Below are 15,306 nucleotides of genomic sequence, written 5' to 3'. Positions count from 1 at the left end.
GACAACACTTAATACAAAATCACTTTATCTCCATCACCAATGTGATGATGACTATATTACAACATGTTTTTTGGTCCTTGTGTTAACCAGTGCGTAAGTTGTTGATTTTTATGCTTAACTGTTTAAAAATTTATGGTAAAATATTAAAAAACAACCAATCACAACAGTTAGGAATGATAAATGAACAGTTAGGCAAAAAATAAAGCGTTTTAATAGTTGTGTATTATAATTTAGACAAGGAGGAGAGCCGTATGTTACTTATTGACAATGGAATTGAAAAAATGGCGCTGAAGCTCCAACAACGACAGAATTTAAGTCATATTGAGTTTTTAAAAGTGCGTTTAGGCATGCAAGTTGTCGTGATTAACTCATTTAAAGCTGTTGTGACTTACGGGCTTGCACTCCTATTAAACATTTTTTTATACACACTCATTGTTCACCTAACTTTTCTTGCCTTGAGGACTTATTCTCATGGGGCACACGCGAAAACTTCAATGCTTTGTCATGTACAAAACATTGCTTCATTCGTTGTTTTACCATGGTTAATAGTACAATATGACCTTTCGTTTCAATTTTTGTTAAGCTTGAGTATATTGGCTGCGATGATCGTAATCAAATATGCACCCGCTGCAACGAAAAAAAGACCAATAGCTCCAAGAAGAGTGAAAGGCCTTAAAATCAAATCAATCATTGTATTCATTTTACTCATGACTCTTGCATTCATCGTACCAACGCCTTATAATCGCTTTGTCGTTTATGGGGTATTATTACAATCATTCACATTATTACCTATTTTTTCTACTAAGGAGGAAGTTTAACATGAGAATTTTAGAAGTTTTATTCAACCTTATTACAAATTTATTCCAATCAATCGGTACTTTTGCTAAAATCCCTACTAGTACTGGATTTTTTGATGAGCCAGAAATCCCTGAGGAATTGTTAGAAGAGGACAAATAAAAAGTTAGAAAGTGTGTATAAAATTGGAAATACTTTTAGCCATATTTATAGTATTATTTCAATCCTTTATTTTCGCATCAGTAACAAGTATTATTCAAAAATATAAATATAGTCAAAGGGATTACATTATTCTCATCCTCGGGATAGTAATCCCTTCTATTATTTTATATTTAATTTTCGATAAATACAGTTTGCTTTATTTAATTCTTTGCTTTTTCATCTTCTATTTTAGACGAGCAAAAATCATTGGAATTATTACAGTGTTACTTACAATTCTTGTTTTAATGATTAATGATTTCATCGCGACATGGATTTTTGCATATCTTAATACATATCACATCAATTTTTACGTGACATCATTAATCTATATGGTGGTCTTTGCGCTAGGTTGTTGCCTTTTTTCTTACATTATTATTACATTGTTTAATAAACTTAAAACATCTTGGCTGTATATTAATAAATTTTATTTAATCGCTCTCGTTGTATTTTTAGCGTGTGGATTTGTCATTTTTTTCTCTTTTTTACCAAGATCAGTTGATGATATCTATGAGTTTCAATATTTTGGTATCATTTGTTTTATTTCTTTTTCGGTTTTCGCTATATTAATTATAGCAACCACTTTAACAATAGAACGCGAAATCAATTATAAACGGAAAAAGCAAGAATTAGACGATTATTATAAATATACAGTACAAATTGAAAAAATTAACAACAAAATGCGTAAATTCCGACATGACTATACGAATATTTTATTAACGATGTCCGAATATTTACGTGAAGATGATTTAGAAGGTTTGAAGCAATATTACCATGAACATATTAGTCCTTTAAAAAGCGAATTTGAATCCAATACGATGCGACTGAATGGTATTGAGAATCTAAAAGTCCGTGAAATTAAAGGCTTAATTACGACTAAAATTTTACAAGCGCAAGAAAATAATATTGAAATCACTGTTGAAGTGGCGGATGAAATCACGCAAATTGATATGGATGCGATTCAACTCAGCCGTGTGTTAGGTATTATTATGGATAATGCGATAGAAGCTTCCAACACGATAGAGGACCCTATCATTCAAATCGCATTTATTAAGACGGATGAGTCCGTAATGATTATTATTATGAACAAAGCGCCAAAAGATATGCCTAAGTTACATACCTTGTTCCAGGATGGGTTTTCAACTAAAGGAAACAATCGAGGTATAGGATTAACAACATTAAAAGAGATTATTGATCAAACGGACAATGTATTCCTTGATACGACGATCGAAAACCATTATTTTATTCAAAAACTAGAGATTATGAACGATTATGAATAAGGATGTGTGTATCATGAAAATTTTGATTTGTGAGGATGATCCTAAACAACGCGAACGTATGGTGTCCATTATTGAAAACTATATTATGATTGAAGAGAAGCCGATGAAAATTGAGCTTGCTACCAATGACCCTTATGCTATCTTAGAAACTTCTAAAAACATGACTGATATTGGCTGCTACTTTTTAGATATTCAATTAGAGTCTGATATTAACGGGATTAAATTAGGGAGCGAAATTCGTAAGCACGATCCTGTTGGGAATATTATTTTTGTGACGAGTCATAGTGAGCTGACGTACTTGACGTTTGTCTATAAAGTGGCTGCCATGGATTTTATTTTTAAAGATGATCCTGAAGAATTAAGGACACGCATTATCGATTGTTTAGAAACAGCATTAAAACGGCTTGATTTATTAACAAAAGATCATACTGTTGAAACTTTGGAACTCAAACGTGGAACAAGCTCGGTTTACGTGAACTATGACGACGTGATGTTTTTCGAGTCTTCACCGAAGTCACATCGTTTAATCGCGCATTTAGACAATCGTCAAATCGAATTTTACGGCAATTTGAAAGAGTTAGCTCAACTCGATGATCGATTCTTCAGATGCCACAACAGTTATGTGCTAAACAGAAGAAATATTACAAGTGTCGATACGAAAGAACGGATTGCTTATTTCAAAAATGAAGAATTTTGTTACGTGTCGGTGCGTAATTTGAAGAAAATTTAAAAGCTATATATCGCATTAAAAAGCCAATTTCCCGGATAGGTGGGAGATTGGCTTTTTAATTAAAGTTCTTCTAATGTTGGTAAGCTTGAAATGGCGCCATATTGGGACACGACGCGACCTGAAACTTGATGTGCAAATTTTAAAATATCATGCCCGTGTTGGCGTAATGTCTCAATTGGTTGTTGCTCGGATTGACATAATTTCGCACTGATTGCACCGATAAATGCATCGCCTGCTCCTGTCGAATCCACCACTTGCGCTGGCGGTGTGGGCACTTCAATTGTTGAGCCATCTTCGAAAATTAAAGATGCTCCGCGACTGCCTTTTGTGTAAATGACCGCTTGCACGTTGCCGACAAACAGTGATTTTAACGCTTCCGCTTCATCCTCATGTCGTGTAACAAATGAGAGTTCTTCATCTGAAACTTTAACAACATGTGCACGTGGTAAAAATGCTTGCAATGTCTCGTAATAAACATCATGGTCATCCCATAAAGGTAAGCGCACATTCGGATCAAACACAACGGTCGCACCGACTTGTTCCGACTTATCCAGTAATGTCACATGTGCGCGTTTCATAGGACTGTCAACTAATGCTACCGAACAAAAATGTACTAAATCACCTTGTTGCAACTCAATTGTGTCAATATTTTCAGCTTCATATAGCATGTCTGCACTCGGCTTCCGGTAAAATGAAAAGTCTCGTTCTCCATCATTAGATAAACTGACAAATGCAAGTGCTGTATTCGCTTCTTTTGTCGTTAAAATATGTGAGGTGTCTACTTCAACCGCTTGTAACGTCTCGATGATTTTGTCACCAAAAGCGTCTTCACCCACTTGTGTAATCAAATGACTGTTGCCACCTAATTTTTGAACAGCAGCAGCCACATTACACGGTGCACCACCGACTTGCGGTTCAAACCCTGTCACATCTTTCAATGGCGTCTCTCTTTGTGTAGGAATAAAATCGATGAGCGCTTCACCTATTGCATAAAAACGTTTCATTCATTATCCTCCTTCCACAATATCGTATTTAGTCATTTTCAAATAAATTTGACCGGAATCTGTGACGACTTTAAACTTATTTGATGTCGCTTTAGGGAAAATGCGTGACGTCAACACTCGTTCCCCTTCATTACAAAAGATTTCAATGCTTGATGTATCCACGAAAATACGTAATTGTTTCAAATCCGTATGTAATTGCGTCACCCTCATCGTTCCTTCAACTGGATACGGTAATGCCCCACTATCAAAGCGCTCCAGTGAAACCTGACGTGTCGTTGTATCATACCGAATCGTTGTGGATTCATTGCGTGATGCACGGAGTTGTAATTCAAACGCAGAAGCCTCATTTTCTAAAATATCAACGACCAACTCATATTGCACTCCTTCATAAGGATGGAGTTGTTTAATAAATTTGTTCGCATAACCGAGCGCAACTTCTTCATTTTTACGTAACTTTCTTAAATGCATATGCGGTTTTTGTTTTAATTTGCCGTCTTCAATCGTTAATGTTCTTGGCAAAGTTAAACAGTGTGCCCAACCGTCATCATCTGTCGGATATTCGGTGTCAGGTAGACCCATCCAACCAATTAACACACGTCGCCCCGCTTCATCAGTCATCGTTTGAGGGGCATAAAAATCAAACCCGTGGTCAAGTTCGATAAACGGACCATGATCAAATTCTAATGTATCAAAATTTAACGTTCCCATTATGTAACCGCTTTGGTAAATGTTTTGATACGCATCGCCTTCAGATTCTATGCCTTGTGGACAGAATAGCAAAATATCTTTTCCATGAATTTGAAAATAATCTGGACACTCCCACATATAACCAAAATCTTCTAATTGGGTTTGAATTTCACCTTTAAACTGCCACGGTCCTTCAGGGCGTTCAGCTTCGTATAATACGGCACACCCTGTTTCATTCTCACGTTGTGCTCCTAGCAATGCATACAGTTTCCCATCTTTCTCAAACACTTTAGGATCGCGAAAGTGTTGTGTATACCCTTGAGGAGGTGCCGGAATGGCTGGAGGTAATAGTTTACGGACTGACCCATTTGCTTGCACTTCTGCTACGATTTGACTACTGTGACGGTTCCACTCATTGTCACGATGATTGCCTGTGTACATATAATACAATTTTTGATCAAACGAAAATGCACTCCCACTGTAGACGCCGTGACTATCAAACGTTTGATCCGGGCGTAATACGACACCAAGATCTTCAAACTGTACGAGATTGTTGCTTGTGAGTAACCGCCAATATTTTAAACCATGTACGGCACCTAGTGGAAACCATTGATGTGCGATATAATATTGACCATTAAAAAAGATCAAACCGTTTGGATCATTTAATAATCCTGTTGGGGGCTGAATATGGTAGGTTTGTCGAAATGGAGAGCGGTTCACTTTGGCCGTTAATAACTCCATTTCCTCATGTGTTGCTTCTTCATACTTACGATAACGCTTTTCTCTACTCCATTGCTCCATGATATACCTCCTTTTAACACATTGGTAACGGTTCCACCTCTTTTGAGATAAACCCTCATAATTTGGAATTCACGTCAAGTTGACAACTTTGAATAAGGTCCGGCTGTTCCATTTGAAGCTGTAATTGTTCAAATGCGATACGTCCTGCCGCTTCATATTGATAAGGTAGGGTAAAAATCGTTGGATGAACAATTTGTGTCATAGGATCTCCGCCAAAACCAGCAATCCACGGCGGTTCGGTCATATGGTCGTGCATCAACGCTTGATAGAGCGCCAAAGCAATCGTATCTGTCGCACCGACGTACGCCACAGATGGTTGTTGGGTAAGCTGACCTTTAATTGATTGCAGTGCGGTTTCATAATCAAACGATGTCATCAATGTCTCATATGTCACCTGATTTGCGGTTAACACTTCAATCAAACCTCGAAAACGTTGCTCACCGACCGCGACGTCATCTTCTTGAATACTCGCATAAATGACATGTTGCTTCCCTTGTGCCATAATTTCTCGTCCCATTAGTTGACCAGCTTGATAATCATTGTGGTAAACCGAACTTAACGATGCATGTGCTTGGCCAATGATGATGACTGGTTTATCAATTTCTTGAATGACAGCCATATGTGCATCTGTCACAGTAGTCGCCATAAATAAAATGCCATCCACTTTACTTCTTTTAAAAGATTTCAGCGCATCAAGTTCCTGTTCCACATGACGCTCAGTTAAATTTAACAACATTTGATAGCCAAATGCGTCACATTTCGCTTTAATCCCTTTAACGGTTTGTGACACGGCATGAGAATACATTCTCGGGAAAATAATACCAATCATCATACTTTTTTGTGCTCTTAAACTTTGAGCAAATTGGTTCGGTTCATAACCGTATGTATCAATGACGTGTTGAATTTTTCGCTTTGTTTTTAAACTAATCGATCCTTGATTTAAATACCTTGAAACTGTACTTTTAGAAACGCCCGCTAAATTGGCGATATCCTGTATATTCATTGTTCATCACCTCACAGTCTCAATAGCTATTTTATCATAAAACCCCTCACGATTACTGTATAAAATACGATGCAGTGTAAAAATAAAATTTAACATTCAAGTCTTAGTGAGCAATTTCATCATGTAGTGACAATGCGTATGTTCGAATATTATTTTACGGATTTTATTGCATTCTTTTTGTGCATCCCTTATAATACATACTTAAATAGTCGGATATGGAAAGGGGTTATTTTGATGTGGACAATAATTAGCGGTTTAACTGTTGGGGTTTTACTCGGTTTCGTGATGCAACGTACACGATTTTGCCTAACAGGAGGCTTTAGAGATATGTATGTGCAAAAAAACAATAAAATGTTCTATGCCTTACTGGTTGCTATTTCAATTCAAGCGGTCGGGTTATTTGTTTTAACGTCAATAGGTGTGTTGACTATACATAATGGTACCTACCCTATTATCGGCACCATCATTGGATCATTTATTTTTGGTGTAGGTATTGTATTAGCTGGTGGATGTGCAACGGGAACTTGGTATCGTGCTGGTGAAGGCCTTATAGGGAGTTGGATCGCATTAGTGATGTATGGATTGTTTGCTGCGATTTCAAAATTTGGCATTTTATTACCACTGAAAAATGTGATTAACAGCCCAACTGTCGCTAATGCAGATATTTCTACTTCAACTGGTATACCAAGTTGGGTTTGGATCACCGCTTTAGTAAGTATTACACTATTTTTAGTCATCAAAACTTTACGCAAGCCAAAACCTAAAGTAATGATTCCGAAATTAAAATCACGTTATACAGGTGTACGTTACTTTTTATTTGAAAAACGATTTCATCCATTTGTTGCAGCAATTGCAGTAGGACTCATTGCGTTAATTGCTTGGCCGATGAGTTATTCAACCGGGCGTGAAGGTGGTTTAGGTATTACAACACCTTCTGCACATATCATACAATTTTTAACTACAGGGGATTTATCTCTAATCGATTGGGGCGTCTTTCTTGTTTTAGGCATTTTCTTAGGTTCTTATGTTGCTGCGCGTGGTGCAAAAGAGTTCAAATGGCGTTTACCGGATATTAAAACCATTCGCAACAGTGCCATTGGCGGCGCCTTTATGGGTTTTGGTGCGGCAGTCGCTGGAGGTTGCTCTATCGGTAATGGCTTAGTTGCTACAGCAGCACTTTCATGGCAAGGATGGTTAGGTTTAGCTTCAATAATACTAGGGACATGGTTCATGAGTTATTTCTTATTTGTAAAACCATTAAATGCCGCGCGACGTCAAACGCAAATTGCGAGTACTTCAGCAAGCGCATCTCATTAAATCATTAAAGAAAGGTGATAAAAAATGAAACACACATTAGGCACTATCGGAATGGTATGCCCTTTCCCATTAATAGAAGCACAAAAGACAATGGAAGATTTAAATATTGGTGATGAGTTAAAAATAGATTTCGATTGCACACAAGCTACAGAAGCTATACCTCAATGGGCAGCAGAACAGAATTATCCCATTACTGAATTCGAGCAATTAGGTGATGCTTCTTGGACCATTACCGTGCAAAAAGCTTAATGATTGACACACAAAAAGCAACGCCTGCCTTATTCACAAGGACGTTGCTTTTTTGTTATCTAGTCATTATTAGCAAACTCTAAAAAGAGCAATTGTTTATAAGCTCAGTTCGTCAACATTTACCCTTCCGTCGCACCATAATTTTTCATAAAGAAGAGTAACGATTGGAGTTCAATCCCTAAGTCAATTTGATGTACTTGTACTGATTGTGGCGCGTGAACACGTTTAGGCGTAAAATTCAAGATACCTTTGATACCTGCTTCGACTAATTGATCAGTCACTGCCTGTGCTGCTGATTCAGGTGTCGTAATAATAACAACTTCTAATTCTCCTGAAGCAATAGTTTCTTTAATGTCATCCATCGACTTAATCGTAATATCCCCGACTGTAGTACCGATAATGTCTTCTCTAATGTCAAAAGCTTCTGTAATGGTCATATCATCATGTATTGAAAAGTTGTAAGAAATTAACGCCGTACCTAAGTGACCGACACCGACAATACCAATTTTGATAATATCTGAATCACTTAATTCTGATTTAAAAAATTCTAATAAACTATCAATATTATAACCGTAACCTTTTTTACCTAATTCACCAAAATAAGAAAAATCTCGACGTATTGTGGCTGAATCTATATTTAAGCCTTCACTAATGGCTTTTGAATTAACACGATCTTCGCCTTTCGCTTTTAAAGTATTCACAAATCTATAATACAAAGGGAGACGTTTTAAAGTCGCTCTAGGAATTTTGTTCATTGATTTTCCCATTTTGAAGTCCTCCGATATGATTTCTAATATATGTGATAGCTTTCACAGTGTGTGTTTAATTATAACTTAATTTATATGATAAGGAAACATTTAGTATTTGATACATATAGGGTTTGTTGTACAATAAATAAGAATGAAAGGAGTATGCCCTATGATTTTAATGCAGTTAAGTCAGATTACGAAATCGTTTGATGGCGAAGAAATTTTTGAAGGCGTTAATTTTGAAGTGAAAACAGGTGAGCGCATTGGTATCGTAGGTCGAAACGGTGCGGGAAAATCCACATTGATGAAAATTATCGCAGGTGTAGAATCATATGACTCAGGCCACATCTCAAAAATCAAAGGTCTAAAACTCGGCTATTTAACACAACAAATGACTTTAAATACTGAAAATACAGTTTTTGAAGAAATGGCAAAACCTTTTGAACAAGTGAAAGCGATTGGCAAACGTATGCAAGAAGAAACCGACTGGCTTGCTGCACATGCGGAAGCTTATGAAACGACGGAATATCAAACGCATATCGCAAAATATGAACAATTATCTAATGAATTTGAACAACTCGGAGGCTATCATTATGATAGTAAAATCAAAACTGTGTTAAATGGCCTTGATTTTAGTGAGGCTGATTACGACCGACCTATTAATGATTTTAGTGGAGGTCAAAAAACACGGCTCTCACTCGCGCAAATGTTATTGAGTGAGCCAGACTTGCTATTACTCGATGAACCGACAAACCATTTAGACATGGCAACAACAGAATGGTTAGAAGATTATTTGAAATATTTTAAAGGTGCTATCGTCATTATTTCACATGACCGCTTCTTCCTCGATAAAATTGTGACGCAAATCTATGACGTCTCTCTAGGCGAAGTGAAACATTATGTCGGCAATTATGCAAAATTTATTCAGTTACGTGATCAATACTTTCAAAAGCGACTCGCGGAGTATGAACGTCAACAAAGCGAAATCAAAAGACTAGAAACGTTTGTCGAAAAAAATATTACCCGTGCATCTACAAGCGGTATGGCGAAAAGTCGTCGTAAAATGTTAGAAAAAATGACGCGTATCGAAAAGCCCATGCTCGATGCGAGAAGTGCGAACATTCAATTCGATTTCGATCGCAATACAGGCAATGACGTTATGCATATCCAAGATTTAGAGATAGGTTATCGTACACCGATTACAGCACCGATTCGTTTTGAAATTAATAAAGGCGATCACATTGGCATTATCGGACCGAATGGTATTGGGAAATCGACATTAATTAAAACTTTAGCGAAACGACTTCCCCCTCTCTCCGGTCAAATTATTGAAGGTGCTAATTTAAAAATTGGTTATTACGACCAGAAACAAGCAGAGTTCCGTTCTAATAAAACCATTTTAGATTTTGTCTGGGACCAATACCCTCATATGCCTGAAAAAGATGTTCGTGCGGTGTTAGGACGCTTTTTATTTACACAAGATGAAGTGCTCAAAGTGATTAATGACCTTTCTGGTGGCGAAAAAGCAAGACTCCAACTGACATTATTAATGTTAGAGCGTAATAATGTACTCATTTTGGACGAACCGACAAACCATCTTGACATCGACTCAAAGGAAATGTTAGAACAAGCATTAAAAAACTTTGAAGGGACTTTAATTTTCGTATCACACGATCGTTATTTTATTAATGAACTTGCCAATCGTATTTTTGATTTAAATAAGACAGGCGGCCATCTGTATTTAGGTGATTACCAATATTACTTAGAAAAGCTAGAGCAACAAAACGCCCTTGCTGCATACGATGAACAACGTGAAGACAACAATACCAGTGACGACTCGGCCCGTTCACAAAATACGTATCAAGACCAAAAAGCGTTACGTCGTGAAAAACGTAAAATCGAACGCCAAATCGAAGCGGATGAACAAAAAATCACGGAATTAGAAGCACGTATCGCAGCAATTGATGTTGCAATGACCGATGATACAACAATGAATGATTATGAAAAAACACAAGCTTTAGCTAACGAACGAACAAGTATCGAACAATCTTTAGAACAAGTGATGACAAATTGGGAAGAATTACAACTCACATTAAGTCAATTTGAAGATGAGATGGATTGAGCGTGGTGGAATTTTCTACTCCGCTCATTTTTTATACTCGAAATACAGACAATTCATCCACATTAAGAATCGGATAATATCAACTATCCACAAAGTTATTCTAGTTATCCACAATTTAGGAGAGGTTTTCTTCTTACTTTATGCACACTTATCCCCACTTTATCCACGAAAATGCATCGAACTTACACACAAGTTATTCACAAAATGTGCATAAGTACGCACGTTCCCTCTTGACAGATTTCCTACTACATGAATTTGAAATCATGTCCCAATGATTCAAACGCTTTCACAATTTATTGATTTCCTCATCATATTGTGTAAAAATTTATATGATCTTAAAAATATTGAAAGGATTTATACATATGAGTTCGAATACTTTTTTCATTTTATTGCTTGTGGTGGCACTCGTTGGTATGACATTGATAACAGAAACTGTGCGTCGTATCCGCCATCAACGTATATTGACTTACCATTTGGAACATTTCACACGGTTTGATACAACCGAAAATCCTCACGCTGTTTATGATGCATATTTCAATTCTCGGCATACTGCTAGAAATACGATAATCGACGACAAAACATGGTCAGATTTATCAATGGATCTCCTATTTGACAAACTCAATGCGACATACACGTCCATAGGTGAAAATCATTTATATAGTGCATTACGATTACAAACGTCACTCGTTCATTATGAATTTTTAGAGCAGCTGCGTCCATACCCGAATCAGCATCGAGAAATCGTGAAAAGACTCGTTGACCTCGGAAAGTCGATTTATCCCAATTATGACAAAGACATATTAAAACAACAATGTCAGTGGGTTTATGCATTTTTACTTGCTATGCCGTTTGTAGGCCTTATGATTAGTTTTTTCAATTTAGGTATTGGTCTTTTATGGATTTGTTTTGCTTTCTTTCTCAATATTATTATTAGTTTTCGTTACAATTACTATGTAGAAAAAGATTTAAAGCAACTTTTCATTATGGGACGGGTCGTAAGAGAAACTGAAATACTTTCAAAAATGACAATAACACCTGAGTTCAATCATTCATTAAAACCATTAAGTTCGATTTCGCGGTTACGTTTTTTATTAATTAACGTCGAAACGATTCCAGGATATTTCGTAATGGTTTTTAAGTATATGTTTTTAGTCGATATTCATTTATACGCCACACTCGTTCGCCGTTTTATCAAACATTATGATACCGTTTTAGAATGTTACCGCTATATCGGAGAATTGGATAGTTTATTAGCAGTGTATCAATATCGTTGTCATTACGATACGTCTGAGCCTGTTGAAGCAGACCATGTCACATTTGAAGGTTTGACCCATCCACTGATTGATGAAGCGGTACCGAATGACTTCGATTTCAATCAAAATGTTTTGATAACAGGGTCTAATGCTTCTGGTAAGTCAACATTTATGAAAGCTGTCGCATTGAATCTCATCATGGCTCAAGCGATACGTACAGTGACCGCTGACAAGTTTCACTACACTCCTGGTATGGTAAAGACGACAATGGCAAATGCCGATGATGTCACAAGTGGCGACAGTTACTTTATGGCAGAATTGAAATCACTCAAACGATTGTTTCTTCAAGATGCAGCCGTTCAACATTATTATTTTATTGATGAAATTTTCAAAGGGACAAATACTACTGAACGTGTCGCCGCTTCACACGCCGTCCTTGATTATTTAAACCAACTGTCTCATTTAAAAATTATCGCAGCGACACATGATATTGAATTAACAGAAGTTTTAGCTCATCAATATGCTAATTATCACTTTAATGAGCATGTGACCGACGGAGAAATTGTGTTTGATTATCACATTAAAGAAGGCCCGGCAAATACGAGAAATGCGCTGGAATTAATTCGCATCATGCAGTTTCCAAATCGTATTTACACGGATGCTCAAGCATATGTGAAGCAACTTGAAACTTAAAAGTATACTAAAAATGATCAATATAACGCAAAAGGAGATAGGGCATTAAAATTTTTGATGTTATTGATGCGATATTCTCGTTAAAATTGCCCTCTCCCACGAATTATGCTTTTGATTGCCCTCATGGCTTCGCGTTTCCTAGGGGCTAGCCCTTCAACTCAATTCGACTTGATTAAACTGTTACACTTGTTGACGCGTTAATGGATTGGGGGGAGCGTTACAGAAATATCATGTGTCACAAAGATTTCGCCGTACTGCCCCCGCATGACTGACTCGACTTCTTAAAAGTGTAAACATTGAGAAGTCAGACAGCTACTGCGATAAACAGTAACCACTATTAAAGAGAAGCGGCAACTGTCAGCAGTATGCATTCCATCAGGCATCTCAGCCTTCTGGGTAATATTATATGAAATACAGCGAAACTAAGGGCAAGTTTATGAAATCTAGAAAACAATAGCATCAACTTTTTATCTAATTTATGCTCATTTTTCGTCGATGTTTTCATCAATAATGAATATAATTCCATCAAAAGCAAGACGTTTATTGTACTAAATCATTATGAACATTATTAGGGGAAGAAATCATTATCAAAGCCATATTGTGGATTATTATTATAAATTAAGAGAGCAGCCTCATGGGAAAACCCACAAGACTGCCGTAATAGCGAGTATCAATCGCTTATTAAAGACCATTCACTACTTGATAGTCAATAATAAATTATATGATTATCAGAAAGCACCACACTAACGCAACCATATAATCATATACATCATAACACCTTATTCAAAAAAGTAAAAATTGGACGGTCTAGTTCAGTAATGTCAATTTTAATTATTGAACCCTTGACAAATCGTAGGAAAAGGGACTGGGAAAACCAAATATCCCAATCCCTTTTGATTAAATTTTGTTAGAAAGCGCAGAATGGTTCAGCAATCTCCATGAATCTCTGCATAATTGAAATATTCAAGACCTACTTAACAACTTAATCTCGGTACATCTCGATATCCATACTACTTTGACCGTTCAACGCCATATCTCCACGAATTCCTTTTAAATAAATTTCATGCGCTGCTGCACCAATCATCGCCGCATTATCAGTACATAATTTGGGCTCTGGAATTGCAAGCTCTATCCCTTTCTCAGCAGTTGCGACTTCTAACGCATGACGTAAACCTCGATTACTTGCAACACCACCAGCAACGATGAGTTGTTTGACACCATACGCTTCACATGCACGCATTGCTTTTCCTACGAGCACTTCAACAACACTATTTTGGAAGCTTGTTGCGACATTTTCTGGAATAATCGGATCACCTTTTTGTTCTAATTGATGTAATTTATTAATGACTGCACTCTTTAAACCACTAAAACTAAAGTCATAGCTATCCGGTTCTAACCACACTCGTGGAAAGTCGTACGTGTCTTCCCCTTGAGCGGCAAGTCGGTCAATGGCAGGGCCACCTGGATATGGTAAGCCAATTTTACGTGCAACTTTATCATACGCTTCACCAACTGCATCGTCACGTGTTTCCCCTATCACTTCAAATTGCAAATGATTTTCCATGTAGACAAGCTCTGTATGACCACCTGAAACAATTAAGGCAATCAATGGGAATTTCAAGCCACTTTGAAGTTGATTGGCATAAACATGACCGGCAATATGATGGACTGGAATGAGCGGCTTATCATTCGCAAAAGCCAGTGCCTTCGCAGCATTCACACCAACGAGTAACGCCCCAATCAGTCCAGGTCCTTGTGTAACCGCGACAGCATCCACATCTTCAATTGATGTATGGGCCTGTTGTAACGCTTCTTCAATCATGACCGTAATATTTTCAACGTGATGACGACTCGCCACTTCTGGAACGACTCCTCCAAAACGTTGATGACTCTCAATTTGGCTTAATACGCTGTTACTTAAAATCGTTTGACCATTTTCAATGACACTCACACTTGTTTCGTCACAACTCGTTTCAAGTGCAAGAATCTTTGTTTGTTCATTCATATAAATTCACCCACATGACTAATGCATCCTCTCCATCACCATAATAATTTTTTCGTTTGCCTCCAAATTGGAAACCGAGCTTTCGATACACATGTTGTGCAACGACATTATCGACACGTACTTCTAAACTCATCACTGTCGCTATAGACCCCACATAGTTCATCCCATATTTTAATAGCATTTGTCCTAGTCCATGACCTTGATAGGCTGCATCTATCGCAATAGTTGTCACTTGTGCTTGATCGACCACGACCCATAATCCTAAGTAACCGATAATGCGTTGGTCATATTCGAGCACGAAATAATGTGCAAAGTTATTTTGTTCCAGTTCATAATAAAAGGCATCAATCGTCCATGAACTATGTTGAAAACTCGCCTGCTCTAGGTCAAACACTTCAGGCACATCTTCATGGGACATAC

14 protein-coding genes and 1 pseudogene are annotated in these 15,306 nt (G+C 37.2%); 9 read left to right on the top strand and 6 right to left on the bottom strand.

Annotated features, from left to right (window positions below; translation table 11 throughout):
• The first annotated feature begins 251 nt into the window (after positions 1–251).
• From P3U61_RS03905 to agrA, 4 genes are read left to right on the top strand one after another with little or no spacing between them, the layout of a single operon-like run.
• Positions 252–818, top strand: a complete 567-nt coding sequence (locus P3U61_RS03905; RefSeq protein ID WP_323695718.1) for an accessory gene regulator AgrB — start codon at positions 252–254, stop codon at positions 816–818.
• A 1-nt stretch (position 819) separates the two neighbouring features.
• Complete coding sequence (agrD, locus tag P3U61_RS03900) at positions 820–957, top strand: cyclic lactone autoinducer peptide AgrD (protein ID WP_014613413.1); 138 nt, start codon at positions 820–822, stop codon at positions 955–957.
• Between the two features lie 23 nt (positions 958–980).
• Positions 981–2,273: a quorum-sensing sensor histidine kinase AgrC gene (gene agrC / locus P3U61_RS03895; RefSeq protein ID WP_015729415.1), complete on the top strand. Its 1,293-nt coding sequence runs from the start codon at positions 981–983 to the stop codon at positions 2,271–2,273.
• Between the two features lie 13 nt (positions 2,274–2,286).
• Positions 2,287–3,003 carry a quorum-sensing response regulator AgrA gene (gene agrA / locus P3U61_RS03890; RefSeq protein ID WP_014613411.1) on the top strand — a complete coding sequence of 239 codons (717 nt, stop codon included), beginning with the start codon at positions 2,287–2,289 and terminating at the stop codon, positions 3,001–3,003.
• A gap of 59 nt (positions 3,004–3,062) precedes the next feature.
• Here the strand turns inward: agrA and P3U61_RS03885 are convergent, their stop codons facing one another.
• From P3U61_RS03885 to P3U61_RS03875, 3 genes are read right to left on the bottom strand one after another with little or no spacing between them, the layout of a single operon-like run.
• Positions 3,063–4,007: a carbohydrate kinase family protein gene (locus P3U61_RS03885; protein ID WP_037542584.1), complete on the bottom strand. Its 945-nt coding sequence runs from the start codon at positions 4,005–4,007 to the stop codon at positions 3,063–3,065.
• Positions 4,008–4,010: 3 nt separating this feature from the next.
• Positions 4,011–5,495, bottom strand: coding sequence for a sucrose-6-phosphate hydrolase (locus P3U61_RS03880; RefSeq protein ID WP_101457910.1), 1,485 nt, complete (start codon positions 5,493–5,495; stop codon positions 4,011–4,013).
• 55 nt (positions 5,496–5,550) lie between these two features.
• Positions 5,551–6,498 carry a LacI family DNA-binding transcriptional regulator gene (locus P3U61_RS03875; protein WP_014613408.1) on the bottom strand — a complete coding sequence of 316 codons (948 nt, stop codon included), beginning with the start codon at positions 6,496–6,498 and terminating at the stop codon, positions 5,551–5,553.
• A 231-nt stretch (positions 6,499–6,729) separates the two neighbouring features.
• Here P3U61_RS03875 and P3U61_RS03870 point away from each other — a divergent pair, with 231 nt between their 5' ends.
• Entirely contained in the window at positions 6,730–7,815 is a 1,086-nt protein-coding gene (locus tag P3U61_RS03870; RefSeq protein WP_187549342.1) for a YeeE/YedE family protein, read from the top strand.
• A gap of 24 nt (positions 7,816–7,839) precedes the next feature.
• Entirely contained in the window at positions 7,840–8,064 is a 225-nt protein-coding gene (locus P3U61_RS03865; RefSeq protein ID WP_101457306.1) for a sulfurtransferase TusA family protein, read from the top strand.
• Between the two features lie 119 nt (positions 8,065–8,183).
• On the opposite strand, the gene P3U61_RS03860 is transcribed toward P3U61_RS03865, so the two are convergent.
• On the bottom strand, positions 8,184–8,831 hold the full coding sequence (locus tag P3U61_RS03860; RefSeq protein ID WP_101457305.1) for a redox-sensing transcriptional repressor Rex: 648 nt from the start codon (positions 8,829–8,831) through the stop codon (positions 8,184–8,186).
• Between the two features lie 151 nt (positions 8,832–8,982).
• On the opposite strand from P3U61_RS03860, the gene P3U61_RS03855 reads away from it, so the two are divergent.
• The 3 genes and pseudogenes from P3U61_RS03855 to P3U61_RS03845 form a co-directional block, all read left to right on the top strand.
• A complete protein-coding gene (locus P3U61_RS03855; protein WP_099987189.1) occupies positions 8,983–10,935 on the top strand; it encodes an ABC-F family ATP-binding cassette domain-containing protein in 1,953 nt (650 codons plus the stop codon).
• Between the two features lie 362 nt (positions 10,936–11,297).
• Positions 11,298–12,881, top strand: a complete 1,584-nt coding sequence (locus P3U61_RS03850) for a MutS-related protein (protein ID WP_100006622.1) — start codon at positions 11,298–11,300, stop codon at positions 12,879–12,881.
• A 528-nt stretch (positions 12,882–13,409) separates the two neighbouring features.
• Positions 13,410–13,628 (top strand): annotated as a pseudogene (locus P3U61_RS03845) (IS110 family transposase); the annotation flags it as partial.
• 235 nt (positions 13,629–13,863) lie between these two features.
• Here P3U61_RS03845 and tsaD read toward each other — a convergent pair.
• Both tsaD and rimI read right to left on the bottom strand, forming a co-directional pair.
• Entirely contained in the window at positions 13,864–14,886 is a 1,023-nt protein-coding gene (tsaD, locus tag P3U61_RS03840; protein WP_063278593.1) for a tRNA (adenosine(37)-N6)-threonylcarbamoyltransferase complex transferase subunit TsaD, read from the bottom strand.
• Positions 14,879–15,304, bottom strand: a complete 426-nt coding sequence (rimI, locus tag P3U61_RS03835) for a ribosomal protein S18-alanine N-acetyltransferase (RefSeq protein WP_049770181.1) — start codon at positions 15,302–15,304, stop codon at positions 14,879–14,881. Before rimI ends, tsaD begins: the two co-directional genes overlap by 8 nt.
• Positions 15,305–15,306 lie beyond the last annotated feature (2 nt).

It is taken from the genome of Staphylococcus pseudintermedius (assembly GCF_034042775.1).
Classification (GTDB): domain Bacteria; phylum Bacillota; class Bacilli; order Staphylococcales; family Staphylococcaceae; genus Staphylococcus; species Staphylococcus pseudintermedius.
The sequence above is the reverse complement of the archived record's forward strand: the minus strand, read 5'-3'. Positions and strand labels throughout refer to the sequence as shown.